At 39.9% G+C, this 18,812-nt stretch carries 15 protein-coding genes; 8 read left to right on the top strand and 7 right to left on the bottom strand.

What is annotated here, in order from left to right:
• Positions 1 to 114: 114 nt before the first annotated feature.
• The 6 genes from ADICYQ_RS13320 to ADICYQ_RS13295 all read left to right on the top strand — a co-directional run bounded on the left by ADICYQ_RS13320 (position 115) and on the right by ADICYQ_RS13295 (position 8,589).
• On the top strand, positions 115 to 1,326 hold the full coding sequence (locus ADICYQ_RS13320) for an SLC13 family permease (RefSeq protein WP_020888972.1): 1,212 nt from the start codon (positions 115 to 117) through the stop codon (positions 1,324 to 1,326).
• A 12-nt stretch (positions 1,327 to 1,338) separates the two neighbouring features.
• The gene (locus ADICYQ_RS13315) at positions 1,339 to 2,223 is read left to right on the top strand and encodes a serine hydrolase (protein ID WP_020888971.1); all 885 of its coding nucleotides are present in this window, start codon (positions 1,339 to 1,341) and stop codon (positions 2,221 to 2,223) included.
• Positions 2,224 to 2,400: 177 nt separating this feature from the next.
• Positions 2,401 to 3,951, top strand: coding sequence for a SulP family inorganic anion transporter (locus tag ADICYQ_RS13310; protein ID WP_020888969.1), 1,551 nt, complete (start codon positions 2,401 to 2,403; stop codon positions 3,949 to 3,951).
• Positions 3,952 to 4,480: 529 nt separating this feature from the next.
• Complete coding sequence (locus ADICYQ_RS29755) at positions 4,481 to 5,077, top strand: efflux RND transporter periplasmic adaptor subunit (protein ID WP_020888967.1); 597 nt, start codon at positions 4,481 to 4,483, stop codon at positions 5,075 to 5,077.
• Positions 5,078 to 5,094: 17 nt separating this feature from the next.
• On the top strand, positions 5,095 to 5,541 hold the full coding sequence (locus ADICYQ_RS29750) for an efflux RND transporter periplasmic adaptor subunit (RefSeq protein ID WP_020888966.1): 447 nt from the start codon (positions 5,095 to 5,097) through the stop codon (positions 5,539 to 5,541).
• Positions 5,542 to 5,544: 3 nt separating this feature from the next.
• On the top strand, positions 5,545 to 8,589 hold the full coding sequence (locus ADICYQ_RS13295; RefSeq protein WP_040416158.1) for an efflux RND transporter permease subunit: 3,045 nt from the start codon (positions 5,545 to 5,547) through the stop codon (positions 8,587 to 8,589).
• A gap of 121 nt (positions 8,590 to 8,710) precedes the next feature.
• Here the strand turns inward: ADICYQ_RS13295 and ADICYQ_RS29745 are convergent, their stop codons facing one another.
• The 6 genes from ADICYQ_RS29745 to ADICYQ_RS13270 all read right to left on the bottom strand — a co-directional run bounded on the left by ADICYQ_RS29745 (position 8,711) and on the right by ADICYQ_RS13270 (position 14,182).
• Positions 8,711 to 9,418 carry a metallophosphoesterase gene (locus ADICYQ_RS29745; RefSeq protein WP_316929306.1) on the bottom strand — a complete coding sequence of 236 codons (708 nt, stop codon included), beginning with the start codon at positions 9,416 to 9,418 and terminating at the stop codon, positions 8,711 to 8,713.
• On the bottom strand, positions 9,382 to 9,954 hold the full coding sequence (locus ADICYQ_RS29740) for a hypothetical protein (protein WP_020888963.1): 573 nt from the start codon (positions 9,952 to 9,954) through the stop codon (positions 9,382 to 9,384). Before ADICYQ_RS29740 ends, ADICYQ_RS29745 begins: the two co-directional genes overlap by 37 nt.
• Positions 9,955 to 10,117: 163 nt before the next feature.
• Complete coding sequence (locus tag ADICYQ_RS13285) at positions 10,118 to 10,975, bottom strand: transglutaminase family protein (protein ID WP_040416155.1); 858 nt, start codon at positions 10,973 to 10,975, stop codon at positions 10,118 to 10,120.
• A gap of 47 nt (positions 10,976 to 11,022) precedes the next feature.
• Positions 11,023 to 11,763, bottom strand: a complete 741-nt coding sequence (locus tag ADICYQ_RS13280) for a proteasome-type protease (RefSeq protein ID WP_020888961.1) — start codon at positions 11,761 to 11,763, stop codon at positions 11,023 to 11,025.
• A complete protein-coding gene (locus tag ADICYQ_RS13275; protein ID WP_020888960.1) occupies positions 11,760 to 12,740 on the bottom strand; it encodes an alpha-E domain-containing protein in 981 nt (326 codons plus the stop codon). The genes ADICYQ_RS13280 and ADICYQ_RS13275 overlap by 4 nt, the downstream gene beginning before the upstream one ends.
• A 14-nt stretch (positions 12,741 to 12,754) precedes the next feature.
• Positions 12,755 to 14,182: a circularly permuted type 2 ATP-grasp protein gene (locus tag ADICYQ_RS13270; RefSeq protein WP_020888959.1), complete on the bottom strand. Its 1,428-nt coding sequence runs from the start codon at positions 14,180 to 14,182 to the stop codon at positions 12,755 to 12,757.
• Positions 14,183 to 14,634: 452 nt separating this feature from the next.
• Between ADICYQ_RS13270 and ADICYQ_RS13265 the strand changes: the two genes are divergently transcribed.
• Entirely contained in the window at positions 14,635 to 15,846 is a 1,212-nt protein-coding gene (locus tag ADICYQ_RS13265) for a DUF4221 family protein (protein WP_040416152.1), read from the top strand.
• Between the two features lie 321 nt (positions 15,847 to 16,167).
• On the opposite strand, the gene ADICYQ_RS13260 is transcribed toward ADICYQ_RS13265, so the two are convergent.
• Positions 16,168 to 18,228 carry a S9 family peptidase gene (locus ADICYQ_RS13260; RefSeq protein ID WP_020888957.1) on the bottom strand — a complete coding sequence of 687 codons (2,061 nt, stop codon included), beginning with the start codon at positions 18,226 to 18,228 and terminating at the stop codon, positions 16,168 to 16,170.
• A gap of 125 nt (positions 18,229 to 18,353) precedes the next feature.
• On the opposite strand from ADICYQ_RS13260, the gene mscL reads away from it, so the two are divergent.
• Positions 18,354 to 18,773, top strand: a complete 420-nt coding sequence (mscL, locus tag ADICYQ_RS13255) for a large-conductance mechanosensitive channel protein MscL (RefSeq protein WP_020888956.1) — start codon at positions 18,354 to 18,356, stop codon at positions 18,771 to 18,773.
• Positions 18,774 to 18,812 lie beyond the last annotated feature (39 nt).

Here is an 18,812-nt window from a genome sequence, read left to right as displayed (position 1 = left end):
TTTCCTGATCGCATTATTAGTGACCTATTTTTTCAGTAAAATAGGCTACGATCCCCCTGTCAATTTCGTTTTTTTATCAGTATACTGGCAATAGGACTCTGGATATCCGAGGCTTTGCCTCCTTTTGCAGTGGGAATTTTCATCATTGCTACCTTATTGCTGGGGTTTAGTACTGATTTCTTTTTTGACAAAACCATGCCGGCCGAGCTCTATATAAGTACCTGGACCAGCAATGTGATATGGCTACTATTGGGAGGCTTTTTTCTGGCAAAAGCCATGAGTTTGGTAGAATTGGATCAGCAACTGTTTCAGTTTACCGTCAAAAAGTTTGGCCAAAAGCCAGAGGGCTTATTGCTGGGATTGATGATGACTACGGCCATTGCGAGCATGATCATGTCCAATACTGCTACCACCGCCATGATGATTTCCTCTATAATCCCCTTGGTAAGATTAATTGGTAAAAACGCACCTTATGGCAAGGCTTTGCTGACGGCTATTCCTGCTTCGGCATCGGTAGGAGGGATAGGTACTATAATCGGGAGCACACCCAATGCGATTGCTGTAGGGGCATTACAGGAAAAGGGCATTAGCATAACCTTTGTGGATTGGATGGTCGTAGGTTTTCCTACCGGATTGCTATTGGTATGGCTGTTTTGGAAATTTCTCTGCAAAACCCAGGATTTCTCTGACGTTAAACTTGATCTTTCCCTTTTACCCAAAGCCACAGGGAATGTAAGTCGATTTGAAAAAAATGCAGTAATTGTCACTTTGTTTATTACCGTGTTGATGTGGCTGACCGAGCCCTTACACGGAATTCCTGTCGCAGCCACTTCCGCAATTCCCATAGTATTACTTACTATGACCCAGGTGATTCATTCGGAGCATGTACGTAGTCTCCCTTGGGATACCCTCATGTTGGTGGCTGGTGGGCTTGCCCTGGGCATTGCCTTGGTGGAGGTGGGTTTGGCGGAAATCGTCATGCAAAAAATCAATGCACTGCCTTTGCCCAAAGTTTTTATAGCCATTATCTTTTGCCTGGTAGCGGTTCTGTTATCCAATGTCATGAGCAATACGGCTGCAGCCTCCATACTGGTTCCGCTGAGTCTTGCCCTACCAGGGATTTATGGCATTGCAGGGCCGGTGATGGTTGCCTTTAGCTGCTCTTGCTCTTTGTTACTTCCCGTTTCTACTCCCGCAAATGCCATTGCCTTTGCAACAGGGATGGTGGAGCAAAAAGATTTCAGGACTGGGGGGCTTTTCTATATTGTTCTTGGTCCAATAGTGGCTTTCTTGGCCGTTATGGCCTGGGTGCTGGTATTATATTAGACAAAATATGCTATGAATTTGTACTTGTTGTTGCCTTTATTTTTGTTGCTTTCCTGTGCCGGTTCAAAGGAAAAACAGGATTTGAACCAATTGGAGAATGGAATTCGAGACCTGATGCAGGGGGTAGAAGGAGATTTTGGCCTTGCCTTTAGGTTATTGGATGATTCTGGTAAGGAATTATTCATAAATGAAAAAGAGGTGTTTCATGCTGCCAGTACCATGAAAACACCTGTCATGATCGAACTTTTTAAACAATCGGCTGCAGGGAAATTTTCCTTGCAAGATTCCATATTGATACGAAATGAGTTTAAGAGCATTCTGGATGGTAGTGCTTACAGCATGGACCTTGGTGTTGACAGTCAGGAAGCCTTGTACAGTCGAATCGGTGAAAAAGGCAGCAGGTACGAATTGATGTACCAGATGATTATTAAAAGTAGTAACCTCGCAACTAATATCCTGATCGAAGAGGTAGGGGCAGAAAATGTAACACAAACCATGCGGGATTTGGGGGCGCTAGACATTCAGGTGCTTCGGGGAGTGGAGGATCTTAAAGCTTTTGAAGCAGGTTTAAGCAATACCACCACTGCCCTGGACATGATGCTTATCATGGAGGCCATTGCCAAAGGTAAGGTGGTTGGTTCCGGCAATATGATGGAAATTCTCTCCGATCAACATTTCAATGGATTGATCCCAAAATATTTACCCAAAACGGCAAAAATAGCACACAAAACCGGATCCATTACGGGGGTACAGCATGATGCTGCTATTGTGGATTTGGTCAATGGTAAACGCTATGTATTGGTCATTCTGAGTAAAAATCTTAAGGATGAAGAAGTAGGTAAAGAAAGCATTGCGAAAATCAGTCAATTGATTTATACCTATGTTGTAGAACAGTAGCATGGACTGCTATTTGGCTTGCCTTCAGTTTATTCCCTTCCTAAAAAACCAAATTATATTTTAATTAAACATTATTTTAATATCTTTGCACCTTATTTATTTGCCAGAAATGGGATAAATGACAATTTTTTAAATTTATCAATGCTTTAATTAAAAATTCACCTATAATTCAAATCCATGACACAGGCCTTTTACAACTTATTCAAACCAAAAGAAGCCAATCTAAAAGATGAAGTTCTTTCAGGTTTAACTGTTGCCTTGGCTTTGGTTCCCGAAGCGGTAGCCTTCTCTCTTATCGCAGGAGTTAGCCCTTTGATAGGATTATATACAGCTTTTATCATTGGATTAATCACTTCTATTTTAGGAGGTAGACCTGGGATGATTTCAGGAGCTACTGGAGCCATAGCGGTAGTAGTGGTAGCATTGGTGATCGATCATGGGGTTGAGTACCTTTTTGCTGCAGTAGTATTAATGGGATTGATTCAAATATTGGTAGGCGTACTGAAACTTGGGAAACTTATTCGATTGGTTCCCCATCCAGTTATGTTTGGGTTTGTCAATGGTTTGGCGATTATTATTTTTACCGCCCAGTTTTCACAATTTAAAACAGTAAATGCCCAGGGCATTGCCGAATGGATGACGGGTTATCCGCTATACCTAATGCTAGGACTAGTGTTGGTAACCATGATTATCATCAAATTTTTGCCCTTGTTGACCAAAGTAGTTCCTTCAGCTTTAGTGGCGATTCTTACCGTTACTTTAATAGTGATTTTCGGAAATTTAGATACGCGAACAGTAGGCGACATGGCCTCTATATCTGGTGGTCTTCCTGAATTTCACATCCCAATGGTATCTTTAACAATGGAGACCTTTTGGATCATTTTACCTTATGCGGCCATTATGGCTGGTGTAGGTTTGATAGAAAGTTTGCTAACACTAACCCTTGTAGACGAGATTACTGAAACACGAGGAAGTGGCAACAAAGAATGTATTGCTCAGGGAGTAGCGAATGTCACTACAGGATTCTTCGGAGGAATGGGTGGATGTGCCATGATCGGCCAGTCACTAATCAACGTGAATGCAGGAGGTAGAAACCGGCTTTCTGGAATAGTAGCTGCCTTGGGTCTACTTACCTTTATTTTGTTCTTCTCCTCTTATATAGAAATGGTGCCAATGGCAGCCTTGGTAGGGTTGATGTTTATGGTAGCGATAGGAACTTTTGAATGGGCTTCCTTTAAGGTTTTTAGAAAAGTGCCTAAATCAGATGTATTGGTAATGATTCTGGTAACCTTGGTCACCGTATTTTTACACAATCTTGCCTTGGCAGTATTGATCGGAGTAATTATAGCCGCATTGGTTTTTGCCTGGAAAAATTCTAAAATGATTCGTGCTAGAAAACGTGTTGATGAAGAAGGGATTAAACATTATGATATTTTTGGCCCCTTGTTTTTTGGTTCAGTAACAGCTTTCGGTGAGAAATTTGATCCATTAAATGATCCTGATGAAATTATTATTGATTTTGAGGAAAGTAGAATTGTGGATCATTCCGGCCTAGAGGCTGTTCATAAAGTGACTGAGCGTTACAGCAAATTGGGAAAAACGGTTTATATCAGACACCTTGATACATCCAGTAGGGCATTGCTACACAAGGCCAGCCCTATAATCCATGTGAATTATAAAGAAGATGATCCTGAATTTATGCATGCTGATGAAAAAGTATTAAAATAAGGTTTCAGATTGAAAGATTACAAATCCGGGTTGAATTATTCAACCCGGATTTTTTTTGTTTATATCCCAAAGCTCAATAATACTGAAATGATCCCTCGGGTTAGGTTTCTATGTCTTAGAATTCGGGCTAAAAAAGCTTGCAAATTTGTGGGAGTAAATTCTATTTTGGGCGATTTCTTGCCTTTTTCACGAAGTCGGTAGGGCTTCAATAAAAGCAGCAGTGGGTTTAACTTACAGAAATCAGATAAATTACCAAATTCAGACAAGTTACCTTCATTGCCTTCCATTTTTCCATGTCTTTAAATCCTTGTTTAAGTGCCCTTTGTTCTTGCCGACTTACTGCAATTGTACTTGTGCCTATAAGGTCTAAAAAATTTCTAATGCCTGATTCTTAGAGGATATGTTTAGGATTTTATTGCTTTTTTAACAAAATTAAGAGTCAATATTTGCATGAGATTTAAATTTTTAGTTAATTATATTCTTTCCATTCTTTCTTCAAAATAATATTAACCCTTAGCTAAACATAGACATGAACAAAACACTCTTATTTTGTTCCTTAATTTTCTTTTTCGCCTGTAGTGAAGAAACCCAAGAGATAGAGGAAATCCCTATGGAGACTTTTCGCGATGAAGTTAAAGCTACCCCTGTGAAGGTCGGTGTTTCTCAAAAAAAGTCCTTTGATTACCTGATCAATGCTTCGGGGAAAATAGAAGCAGAAAATGAAGTCATGTCCATTGTAGAACGTAGCGGTTATCTTATTGATCTCAAAGTTGAAGAAGGGCAGCAAGTGAAAGAGGGGCAGATTATCGCATTGCTTGACAGGACAGACAGCCAGCTGGAATGGGACAAAGCTCAAGTGGGCCTTCGAACTGCAAGTGCAGAGTATCGGAGCCTAAAAATAGTTTCCACGGTAGAAACCACCTTTTCGGAAGACCTGGACAGAAATGCCAGGGATGAATTCTGGAAGGCTTCTAGTGGGTTATTAGCAGCAGAAATTGCTGTAAGAGAGGCTGAAAATAACCTTAATAAAACTGAAGTTAAAGCACCCATCACAGGTGCAATAGCAGACTTGAAACTTAAAAAGGAAGTCTTGTCAATGCAGGTGATGAGATCTGTTTGGTATTAAGCACTGGTTTATTAGAAATGAAAGTAAAAGTTTTGGAGTCGGATATTGGCTATGTGAAAAAAGGGCATAAAGCAGAAATTTATCCCGTAACAGGAGCAAGTGAAAGTATTTCCGGAACGGTAATAAGCATTAACCCTAAGGTGGATGAAAACGGACTGGTTCAGGTTACTCTGAAGCTCAGCAAAGGTGGAAGCCTATTGCCGGGAATGAATGCCAGAGCTGTAATCAGGGCGCCACAAAACAATAACCTCGTTGTCCCAAAAGAAGCGGTGGTTTATCGATCTGGTCGGCCTGTAGTCTTTACGATAGATAATAATGAAGCCATATGGAATTATATAGAGGTAGGGAAGGACAATGGAAGAGAAATTGAAGTATTGGATGGGCTTGAAGCTGATCAAACAGTTATTGTGAGCAATAACGTGCAGCTAGGACATCAGGCGTCAGTGGAGATAACAACAGAATAAGCTATGGTTAGATTTTTACTCTCAAGACCGATAGCTGTTGGAATGACCTTTCTGGCCTTCCTTATTTTTAGTGTGATTTTGTTTCGAACATTGCCAATTTCATTGCTGCCTCCTATAGATGTGCCTCAGATTGTCATTAAAGTAAACTATCCCAACTCTTCCCCTGAGTCCATAGAACAGAATGTGCTGGAACCTATCAGGGAAGGCATGGTTACTTTAAATGGCCTGCAAGATTTAGAAAGCAAGGCAGGTTCTGAAGTCGGGGATGTTCGGTTGACCTTTGATTTCCAGACAAGGATGGAGCTGGCTTATATTGAAGTCAATGAAAAAATTGACAGGCTTACCAACAGCCTTCCGAATGACATGCCCCGGCCACAAGTGGTTCGAATCAATTCCAATGATATCCCAATTGTTCGGTTACAAATAATTCCAAAAGAAGGTGTTGATTTCGCTGAAGTTTCGATGCTCACAGAGAATGTGATCAAAAAGAGGTTGGAACAACTGGAAGGCGTGGCGCTGGTAGACATCAATGGCCGGCAGGAAAAGGTGATTACCGTCACGCCAAACAAACCTGTGATGACTGGTTTAGGCCTTAAAGAAGCAGACTTAATCAGTGCCATCAAGGACGGAAACAGTGAACTGCCAGGCATAAGTGTGGAGGATGGACAATTCAGGTATTATTTACGTTTGGCTTCCAGACTTGAAACGGCTGAAGACGTTGGCAACCTCCCCATCAGGGGGCCATCAGGAAATACCGTAACCCTATCAAAAGTAGCTGATGTTAACCATTCCCTTGCCAAACCAACAGGTTTTCATTTGTTTCAAGGCAAAGAAGGACTTGTAGTGACGGTGCACAAACAAACTTCAGCTAAAATGAATGAAACCATGCCGCTGATTCATGAGGCAGTGGAATTGTTTAAAGCCGATTACGAGCAGGTAGATTTTGAATTGACCCAAGACCAGTCCTCTTTGTTAAATGCTGGGATCAATAACCTGCAAACCAGTTTGCTCTTCGGAGGTTTGTTTGCATTCGCTATTCTGTTCGTTTTCATGGGCAATTACCGAACACCAATCATTATAGGGATAAGCCTACCGGCCTCTCTTGTGATCAGCTTCATGGTATTTTATTTTTTCGACATCTCCATAAATGTGATCTCTTTGAGTGGTCTGGCCCTGGGGCTGGGGATGCTAATTGACAATGCCATTATCGTTTTGGACAATATCAATCGAAAGCGTGAGGAAGGATTGCCGCTGTTTGAGGCTTGTGTAAGTGGTGTAAATGAAGTTCAGTCCGCCCTTATCAGTTCTGTGCTTACGACATTGGCTGTGTTTGTTCCATTGGTCTTTTTAAGTGGTGTGGCAGGAGCCTTGTTTTATGATCAGGCAGTATCTGTGGCTGCCATACTTTGTGTCTCTTTATTGGTAGCTTTTATTTTACTTCCCTTATTGTATTTCTTGTTGTTCAAAAATAAAACGAAAAGTACGATCAAAGAAGACAGTCGTCTTTTCAAGGGAATGCTAAGAGGGTATAAAATAATTTACCAGAAGTTGTTTTCTCGTCCCGGCTTGTCTTTGCTGGTTTTGTTTCTGATGATTCCATTGCTGTTGGCCACTGTCAAATTCTTGAAAGTAGAAGGTTTGCCACCAATAGAGAAGTTTGACGTTTTGATTTCTTTGGATTGGAACGAATCTATCGACGCAAGCCAAAATAGAGACCGGATTCAAAATCTACTTGGCCAATTGGAGGGTAAGTTTACTGTGGCTGAGAGTGATTTAGGGTTAAGGCAATTCATTTTGTATGAAGGTGAAAATGCCATTCAACAAGCCGACCTTTACCTGATGTTTGCCAATAATAATGACAAAGAAAATGTCAGCAATCAACTTCGGGATTTTTTCCGCCAAAATTTCCCAAAAGCCAGCTTAGAAATAAAAGATGCTCCCAATGCCTTCGACCAACTGTTCAATTCAAACAAACCTTATTTTGAGGTGCGCTTAAAGCAGTTAGAATCTCAAAAGCCGATTAGCCCGAGCCAAATGAATTTATGGATGGAAGAATTCCCATTAGCAGGCGTGTCCAAGGGGCCAGGTCTGCAAGAAGGATCCTCTGTGATTTTCAAAACCGATCTTGAGAAGTTGGCTTTATATGGTCTGGGAGTAGACGATTTGATCACCACAATAGAACAACTATTTGGCAATTACCTGATTACTGATATTCGTCAATTCGGCGAAATTATACCCATTCAGTTAAGGAATGATCAATTGGATTTTCAGACGCTATTGAAGCGCAATTATATCTATGGAGAAGAAGGGGTTGCCTACGCTTTGGATGAATTCATTGCGTTTTCTTATGATTCCCATTATAAATTTGTAACCTCAGACAGGGCGGGCATTTATCAATCCCTAAACCTCGATGTGTCCGAGCCGGAAAGTCATGAGGCAGACATTCTGTCTTGGGGTGTCGAAAGAAACCTCGCGGTTGGTTTTGCAGGTCAGTATTTTCAGGACCAGGAAACCATCAAGCAGTTGATGGGGATTTTGATGATCTCCATTCTGTTGCTTTATTTTATTCTGGCGGCTCAGTTTGAGAGTTTTCTACAACCGCTTATTGTTGTATTCACACTTCCTCTAGGAGTGGGAGGGGCCTTTTTGGTGCTATGGCTTTCAGGTACTTCCTTAAATGTAATGTCGGCTATAGGCTTGGTAGTGATGTTGGGGATCATGGTCAATGATGCTATCCTAAAGATCGACACCATAAACCGGCTAAAAGTGACTTACCAGACGAAAGAGGGATTACTTGCAAGAGAAGCCCTGGTCAAAGCATTGTATCATGCTGGTGAAATAAGGCTGAAGCCAATTGTGATGACATCAGTCACCACCATTCTGGCATTGAGCCCTGTAGTATTTGGTGCTGGTTTGGGAGCAGATTTGCAAAGGCCGCTGGTTTTTTCTGTTATAGGAGGACTGACGATAGGTACTTTTACTGCTTTGTATTTTGTACCACTCGCCTATTGGTTTCTATCAGGTCAGCGAGGGTCAGTTAAATTTTAATCCGTTTTCGAAGATATTAAGTTTCGCTAGTTAGCTAACACAAAATCATGTCTCATGCATTTATCTAATCCATGGGTTAGAACCCAATGCTATTGATTATAGCATTGTTTTGGTTTGTGGTTTATCCCTTTTTCAATTCTATTACAGTAATCTCAGGCCAGATTCCCACTCTACCGGCAAAGGCATGGAAACCAAAACCTCGGTTCACGTATAGGTATTTCCCTGCCTGCTCAGCTATCCCTGCCCAGTTGGTATAGCGATATTGCGCAGGGCTCCAACGTACAAAAGGCGTTTCTATGCCTATTTGCATACCATGGGTATGCCCACTAAGTGTCAGGTGTATGTCTTTGGGGTGATTTTTTACTTGCTCGTCCCAATGGGTAGGGTCATGTGAGAGTAAAACTTTAAAGGCATCGTCAGGAACGTTTCGAAGGGATTTTTCAAGATCCCCCTTAGACTGAAAGCCCAAGCCCCAGTTTTCTACTCCCAATAAACTTATTTTTTGTCCATCTTTCTCTATTACCCTGTTCTCGTCAAGTAAAAGGTCAAAGCCCATTATTTTGTGTTTTTCTTTCAACGATTGAAGATTTTTCACTTTAGCTTCTGGACTAGGCCAGGAAGTATAATCTCCATAATCATGGTTTCCCAAGATAGAAAATTGCCCAAAGGGTGCTTTTATTTTCGAGAAAATATCAATCATTGGATCAATTTCATCTGCTTTGTGATTGACCAGGTCGCCAGTAAATACAAAAAGATCAGACTGCTGGGCAGCTGCCATGTCAGCCCCTTTTTTTACCGCATCATAATCGGTGAAACTACCAGCATGAATGTCTGAGATCTGCGTGATGGTAAATCCGTCAAAGGCCTCTGGAAGGTCTTTAAAATAAAGTGTTTTTTGATGGTTCTGAAATCATATTTACCCTTAATGATTCCATAGATAAATCCTGTCATAGGAATAGCCGCCACTGCAAAAGCTATTTGGCTTATAAACTTTCTTCTGGAAGCCATCAGCGATCCATCTTCATTTGTAGCTCCTGTCGCATAGCCATATACAGAGCCAATCCCCCTGACAATGTCTTCTCCAAAAAGAAAAACAATGACGGTTAGCTGGGTGACAAGAATGACCAAAAACAAGTTAAGGGATTGCTGGGAAGCAGTTGATATCTTGCCTTCCTGCATAATGGTGTAAAAGGTGAAACCTAACCAAATAGCCACTGCCCCAGCTATGGTCCAATATATTATTTTACCCTGCGTCAAATAGTCTGCGGGTAAAATTGCTTTAATTCCTTGAAAAACGTACCAATCTAAAAAAATAATAATTGATAGTAATGTGATGATAAATAAGGTGCCTCCCACTTTTCTCATGATAGTTTATGTTATCCTATTTAACTGGAAATCACGTGAGAAGGTTAATAAAATTTCGTTTCTATCGTTTCATTTTAAGAAAACAGGGTGTTTCTTTTAAATCCGTAGCAGGCTTTGTCTTTCTTTATCCTTTAGTAATGAGGTGGTTAGTCTGTTCCTTGTTTTAAAGTTGTTGAATGCTAACGGATGTGTGTAGGGTAGAAGGTTTGAGATTTTCTCCACCAAAAGAACCATGGACAGGGAGGGTATTTTCTGGAAGAAAGCTGGCAGCAAGAGGGATATAATGTTCATCTGCCATTAGCCCAAGACTTGGATCCAATCCTACCCATCCTGCACCAGGCAGGTAGGTTTCTACCCATGCATGAAGTTCATGGCCTTCCTCCAATTCCGGATTGAAAGCATAGCCACTGACAAACCTTGCAGCCAAGCCTACATGTCTTAACATTTCTATTAACATAAAGGATAGGTCCCTGCAGGAGCCTTTCCCCGCAGCAAAGGTTCTGGCTGCTGACCAAAGATTTTCTTCTTCTCGAATGATATGGTGCCAGTCTGCATGAATGGCAGCATTCAATTGTGTCAAGAATTGGATAGGGTCGTTGGTCTTCAGCTTTTCAAGCGCATAGCTCTTTAATAAATTGTTATTGCTATGAAGGAGGTAAGCATTTAAGATTGGTAAATTTTTTTGCTGGTAAGCAAAAGGAGTGTCATTTTCAGGGTTGAAGTTTTGCAAAAACCACTGATCCATTAGAAAGAGGAAGGGGTTAAAGTGACTGGTGTTTACCTGAAAATCTACTTGGATCACCATGTTTTCCGTCTCGCCTGTAAACCAGGCTTGAAAATAGGGGTTTCCTTCAATGCTGTACCTTTCATTCATGCCCTCTGGTTTGGGATTTATATCCAGCGAATAGGCACTGATTTCCAGGTGATTTCTTTGAAGTGGTTTAAGGTAAAAGTGATGAGGGTTCAACCTCACCAGCTTTTGATATTCATAAGTAGTGGTATGTTGTATTTTCAGACGCATAATTGCTGTTGATTTAATTTAGAAAAGACAACATAATTCAAATTCACTCATTCACTTTTCACAAACTCTTTTCGAGAGAATGCCTTTTCCAGGACTTCTGCCGGAAGGTTATGGATGGCTTCTTTTAGTGATTCGTTCCAAATCTCAGATAAATGATTTAATTCATGCTGTTCAAATCGGTTTTCAACTATATTGTAACTGTCGTTTTCTAAAACCACGGTGTCTATTGGATAGTCAACATCATTTGAGCTGATTCTAGTCGCATCGAAAGCCAGAAAGGCACTTTTTAGTGCGAGTAAAAGCGGTTCATCATACTTGAGAGATCTCCTTAAAACAGGGTTACCAAATCCAGTGTTGCCAATAATGACGAATGGTGTTCCTTGTCTGATTTCTATCCAATTTCCTTGGGGATAAAGTAAATAGAGCTTTGGTTCCTTGTCCTCTTCAAGTTGTCCACCGATGATGGAAAACAAATTGAAGGAAAACCCAGAACTTTCCAGTGAAGCCATGTCCTCTTCAGCCACACGTTTCACCTGATCTGCAAAACCATTGACGGCTTTATAAAGCTTGTCATAAGAAGAATCATTTTTTTCAATTAATTCTCCAAAATAGGTAATCGCCTTGTCTCTTACAGAGCGAAGACCAGAGGTCATAATAAAGAAAGAGTGTTTTCTTCTATTTACGGTATATACTTTCTTCGAAGTGGTAGTGTCATTTCCTGAAGTGATTCGGGTATCTGATAAACCTACAATTCCGTCCTTTGTCTTTATTCCAATACAAAATGTCATTCTTGTCCCATCGTTTGGGAGGCAAAGTTATCTTTTATTTGGAAATAATTGTCGTTTATTTTATTTGATATATTATTAATTTTGATTTGTAAGTGTTCGATGTATTCATGTAAACCACTGGAAATAATATCATTAACATCATCGAATTCCAGCTTAGAACGCAATTCTCCCATTGCTTTTTCAGCACTATTAGTATACCCATCACCATTGGCTCCCGAGATCTTATAGAGGCATTGTTCTGCTTCTTTCAAGCAAAAGAAAACAGACCTGGGGAAGTATTTATTCAGCAATAAAAATTCCACAACTCCTGAAGGAGAGATATTGCCATAGAGCCTTCTGTAAGTATTGAAAGCGGTTACAGATTTTAGCAAAGCCATCCAATGAAGAAAATCTAAAGGGGAACCCACTTCATCTGCGGAAGGGAGTAAGATATGGTATTTTACATCCAGGATACGTGAGGTTTTGTCCGCTCTCTCCAGGTACTGACCCAACTGCCTAAAATACCAGCCTTCTGTGCGCGCCACCGTGTTGTCTGCCAATCCGTAGAGAAGCAGGATTTGGGATTTTACCTCCTCAAAAAAATCTCTGGGATCTTCCTTTTTCCAGACTTTTTCATTCGAGGCTTTATTCACAAAATGATAGGTTTCATTTAATTTTTCCCAGGTTTCCTTGGTGAGGTTCTCTCTAATCATTCTAGCATTCTCTCTGGCTTTGGAGATTGAAGAAATAATGGAATTTGGGTTAGATTGATCAAAGGCCAGGAAGTAAATGACTTCCTGCATATTATAACTTAGGTTTCGGGATTTATAAAGCTCATGATCTCCTGTGGCCATAATTAAAGGCTCCCATTGTTCTTTTAAGTCAGGGGGTAAGTCCAACATTAGGTTGAAATTAACATTGATAAATCGGGCATAATTTTCAGTCCGCTCCATGTATCTCCCCAGCCAGTAAATTGAATTTGCAACTCTACTTAACATATCGTTTGTTTAATTTAATACAATACCCAGGTGTCTTTGCTTCCACCACCTTGAGAACTATTGACTACAAGAGAACCTTTTTTTAACGCTACCCGAGTAAGGGCACCGGGAATTACTTCTACTTCACTTCCGTACAAGATATAAGGCCTTAAATCTACATGCCTCCCCTCTATGGTCTTATTGTCTACAATGGACGGTACCGTGGAAAGTGAAAGTGTAGGTTGGGCTATATAATTATTAGGATTTGACTTGACCAATTGTCTGAATTTCTCATGTTCTTCAGCATCAGCTTTAGGCCCTATCATCATGCCATAACCTCCGGCGGCATTGGTTTCTTTTACCACCAGGTCAGCAATGTTTTCTAATACATGGTTTCTATCTTTTTCCTCTCTACAAAGAAATGTAGGTACATTATGGAGTATTGGATCCTGATCAAGGTAGTATTTTATTATTTTGGGCACATAGGCATATACCGCCTTGTCATCTGCCACACCTGTTCCAGGAGCATTGGCAAGAGCAATGTTGCCAGCCTTATAAGCTTCAAAAAGACCAGGAACACCTAACATTGAGTCTGGATTGAAAGCTTGTGGGTCGAGAAAAGTATCATCTATCCTTCTGTAAAGCACATCTATTTGCTCCAAACCCTTGGTGGTCTGCATGTAAACTTTTTTGTCTTTAACCATTAAATCCAGGCCGGAAACCAATTCCACCCCCATCTGCTGGGCCAGGTAAGAATGTTCAAAATAGGCGGAATTATAAACACCCGGTGTCAATACACCTATTTTGGGTTTTGGTTTGTCAGACAAAAACTGCAACATCTCTAGCAGTTTTGCAGGATAATCTGACACGGGCCTTACACCTAGTTTATTGAATAAATCTGGGTAGGCACGCTTAATGATTTCCCGGCTCTCCAACATATAGGAGACACCTGAAGGACAGCGCAAATTGTCTTCTAAAATATAAAACTCTCCGTTATTGTCCCTGACCAGGTCTGTGCCTGTAATGTGACACCAGATGCCTTTTGGTGGAGTCAAGCCCATACATGGTTTCAGAAAATCTTTGCTCCCCAAAATTAAATCTGAAGGAACTACTTTGTCTTTCAGAATCTTTTGGTCATTGTAGATGTCTTGTAGAAAGAGATTTAATGCTGTAATCCTTTGCTTGAGACCTTCGTTTATCTTATGCCAGTCGTTTCCTGGAATAATTCGGGGAATGATGTCCAAATGCAGAATTTTTTCTGAACCCTCTTTGTCATGATAGACATTGAAGGTCATTCCCATGGCCATCTGGGCCTTGTCTGCTGAGTATTGTAATTGGTTAAGCTTTTTGGCCGAAGTGTTTTCAATAAACGCTCCGAAACTAGAGTAGTGATCACGTAATGTCTGATGTTCATCATACATTTCATCATAAAAGGAATGTTGGTGTTCGTGGTTTACCTTCATTTTGCCTAATTAAAACAGTTGGATTAATGACTTATGAATTATAGAAGTTATAAAAATTAGGCATAATATTTTAATTATGCAAATAATTGAAGGTGGGCATTGATGTTTTAGAAAATTGTTCTGTGGTTTTGTGTTTCTACCGGATAAACATTCTGTTTTCTGATCGGTCATAAGCCTGAGTCCTGTTTCAGGATAACCTTGTTCCTTCTCGGTAAGCGGCTCTATTACCAAATAGAAAATCTACTTAATTTATAAATTAAATATTTAGGTATAATTGTGAATTCAAGTGATATGTACTAAATTATCAGTTATATAAATTAGTCAATGCAAATTATAAGGACTGCGTTTTATGATTTCTTTGTATTTAAAATTAGCGCATCTAAGAAAGTAATCTGAATAGATAATTAGTCACAATATAAAAGGCGAAACTTGAAAGTAGCACCATCAAATTCATGAAAAGCACCAAAATGAGCAGCAGACAAAATACATTGGGTGAAAATATCCTTTACAGAATCTCCGGATTCATCCTGTTTTTAGCAATGGTTTCTGCTTGTAATAAGACTGAAAACCTGGGCAAAGCAGATGCGTCTGTGGTATCAAAAGAATTAGTTAAATCTTCAAAATCTTTAATAATACCTATTGATTCATTAACGGTAAATAGAAGTACACAACTGGTCCATTACCAAGATTCTAAGGATTGGTTGTTTAACCTTAATAGGAGTTCCAACGAGATACAGATGTATGATTTGAAAGACAAATCCCTTCATAAAAGATTAAAATTCCCAGTTGAAGGGAACAAGGGCGTTGGTCGGATTTTTTCATTTCATATTCACAATCTGGACAGTATATTTCTCTTTCAGCAGTTTAGTACTGATATATATTTAACCGACACAAGTCAGTCGATCAAGAATAAAATTACAGTTCAGGTACCAGAAATGCATACCCCTCCATTTGTACACTCCACTTACTTTTCATCTCCAGTAGTGGTTATAGCTGACGCGTTAGTGGTGAAAACACGTCCTGCTGATGATTATAAAGAAATAACAAATGAGGTGCTGTCTAAAAGACATCTGACTTATAGCATCAACCTAAACAATGGTGAGACGAAACTCTTGAATCATAAATACCCCAATGACTATTTGGAAGATGGGTATAAACTTTTTGATTTCAGTTTTGCAAAAGGCATAGACAGATGGGTTTATTCTTTTCATTCTGACCATAAGTTGTACTCTTCAGATTCCATGCAGGTCGGGTTAACAGCAGCACTTTCAAAAAGTAAATACATCAATGGCTTCCAAAACTTTGACGTGTTTGGTTCGCGAGAGCAACATTACAAATACTATGCAAGTGCGGCGAATTATAAAAGTATTCTTTACGATAAATTCAAAAACGTCTATTATAGGTTTTGTTATCCGGAAATTGAGGTGACGAGTGAGGAGGAAATAATGAAGTATAGATTTATGCCTAAACTTTTCTCCATATTAATTTTGGACAGTGAGTTGAATGTTATTGGAGAAACCTTATTTAGTAAGGATAAATTTTTATCAGACAATGCTTTTATAACCGAAGAGGGAATATACCTATCCAAAAACCATCCGGATAATCCTGAACTCAAAGAAGACTACCTGTCTTTTGCCTTATTCGAGCTAATGGACATTGATTAAACTGCAATTTGGGGATTTGCAGGATTGAAAAATAAGTAGGCTGTTGATTTCGACAACAGGCCACTTAAACACAAAATTTGTAAGAAAACTATTTCGCGATGAAATTCAGTCATTCCATCTAACTCTTTTAGCCAAAACGGTAATCCTCATTAAGTAATGGGATTTCAAGCCTTTCGAATTCCCCAGCCCCAATGGGGCGAAATAACATAGCCAAGGGTGTCAGCCCTTGGTAAATATATTAAGAGCAGATCCAGATTTTGGCGGCATTGTTGCTTTTTTCTGCAACAATGCTGACAAAATCTCAAGCTATACTTTTAGCGTTTAATTCTCTGCCAGTAATAAAATAAAGGCATATTCCATTGCCAATTCTTTTAAAGCACTAAATCGACCAGAAGCCCCGCCATGTCCCGCTTCCATATTGGTATGCAATAGTAAAAGGTTTTGGTTGGAGCGCAAAGCCCTTAATTTTGCTACCCATTTGGTAGGCTCCCAGTATTGCACCTGACTGTCGTGTAAGCCGGAAGTTACCAGGAGGTGAGGGTAGTCCTGCGCTTTCACATTGTCATATGGAGAGTAGGATAGCATATAGTCATAATAGGGCTTTTCCTTAGGGTTGCCCCATTCGTTAAACTCACCGGTAGTTAAAGGAATACTTTCGTCCAACATAGTTGTCACCACATCCACAAAAGGAACGGCTGCGACTACACCATGAAATAGATCTGGTCGCTGGTTGATCACAGCACCTACCAAGAGTCCGCCAGCACTTCCTCCAATTGCAAAAAGCTTTTTTGGATGGGAATATTTTTCCTGAATTAAATATTCACCGCAGGCTATGAAATCTTCAAAAGTATTCTTCTTCTTTAACATTTTGCCATCTTCATACCAGTGTCGGCCCATTTCCTGACCTCCTCTAATATGCGCAATGGCAAATACAAATCCTCGGTCAAGTAAGCTTAATCTACTGGAGCTAAAATAGGGATCGGAGCTTAGCCCATAAGAACCATAGCCATTTAGCAATACAGGATTTTGACCATCATGATGGAACAAGTCCTTTTTATATACCAGAGAAATGGGTATTTCTGTTCCGTCCTTAGAGGTAGCCCATACCCGTTCAGATTGGTAGTCTTCTGGTGTGTGACCACCTACTACTTCTTGTCGCTTCATTAGCGTTTTATCCCTGGATTCCATGTTGTAATCGTATACCGTGGCAGGGGTTGTCAATGAATTATAACCATACCTGAGCACATCGGTATAGAATTCAGGGTTATTGCCGATCCAAACAGTATATGCCGGATCCTCCATTCGAATGGTGTGTTTTTTATCACCATCCCAGGACCTGATTTCAAGTCGCTGCAGCCCATTGAAGCGATTGGCAATGACTAAGTGATGCTTGAAAACTTCAAATTCTTCTAAAAAAACATTTTCCCTGGCAGGGATGATGTCTTCCCAATTTTCTTTTTCAGGTTTGTCAATAGGTGTTTTTACCAATTTAAAATTGGTGGCCTTGTCTGCATTGGTGAGAATTATAAAATGTTGCTCATAATGGTCGACTTCGTATTCCAAATCATCCTGTCTTTCTTGGATCACTTTCCAGTTTTCCTCGGGCTGATCTACTGGGAGGAAACGGTATTCTGAGGAAATTGTACTGTGACTGGCAATGAATAAAAATTTTCTAGACTTCGATTTTTTTAATCCAACAGTAAAGGTTTCATCGGTTTCCTCATAGATCAATTCATCTGATTCTTGAGGCTGGCCTAAGACATGTCGGAAAATTTTATTTGGCCTTAGGGTCATTGAGTCCTGCTGGGTATAAAAAACGGTCGCATTGTCCGCCGCCCATGCCAGGTTCCCTGTGACGGATTTCAATTGATCCTCCAATACCTCTCCGCTTATTAAATCCTTAAAATGGATTGTGTATATACGTCTCCCAACATTGTCAAACGAATAAGCAAGCAGTTGATTGTTTTCTGCTACTGCCAGCGCATTTACATTCATGTATTCATGCCCCTCTGCCAGGGTATTAATATTCAAAAGCGTTTTTTCATCAGCATCGAGATTCCCTTCTTTTCTGCAATAAATGGGGTATTCTTTTCCCTTTTCAAAACGATTATAATAGAAGTAACCATTTTTAAAATAAGGGACACTGGCATCATCTTCTTTAATACGTCCTTTCATTTCCTCGAAGAGGACTTTCTGTAAGGGCTCGGTTTTCTTTAGGCAGTGACTTTTATATTCATTTTCCTTTTCCAAATATTTCACCACATCAGGATTTTCTCTTTCATTCATCCAGAAATAATCGTCGTTTCTGGTTGAATCTTGATTTTGGAGTGTTTTAGTTATAATTTTTGCTATTGGTTGAGCTATATTTTTTGTCTTGGTCATCCCTATTCAGTATATGTAAAGTTTGGAATATAATTATTTTGTAATAGTCATAGAATTTTTCTTATATTGACAGGCTTATCAAGTTTATTTATAAAATCAATTAAAAACCATTAACCAACAAAAGTATGGGTTTGATTAAAGAATTCAAGGATTTCGCCGTAAAAGGTAATGTAGTCGATTTAGCTGTAGCGGTCATCATTGGCGCAGCATTTGGGAAGGTCGTTTCTTCTCTTGTAAAAGACATTATCATGCCTCCTATTGGCCTATTGGTCGGAGGAGTTGATTTTACAGATTTAGTAGTTGTTCTCAAGGACGCCTATATTGACCCCGCTGGAGAAGAAATAGCGGCTGTTACCATTAACTATGGTACTTTTATTCAATTTACTGTTGATTTTGCCATCGTTGCCTTTGCCGTCTTTATGATCGTTAAAGTGATCAATAACTTAAAAAAGAAGGAAGAAGCAGCGCCAACACCACCACCACCTACTGTTAATAAAACAGAAGTATTATTGGAACAAATCAGGGACTTGCTTAAAACCAAGTAAATCTGATTAAGAACAATTGGCCGGTAAGGAGCTAGTAAA

This window comes from Cyclobacterium qasimii M12-11B (assembly GCF_000427295.1).
GTDB classification, from domain to species: Bacteria; Bacteroidota; Bacteroidia; order Cytophagales; family Cyclobacteriaceae; genus Cyclobacterium; species Cyclobacterium qasimii.
Note: the sequence above shows the minus strand (reverse complement) of the source record. Positions and strands in the feature narration are given on the sequence as shown.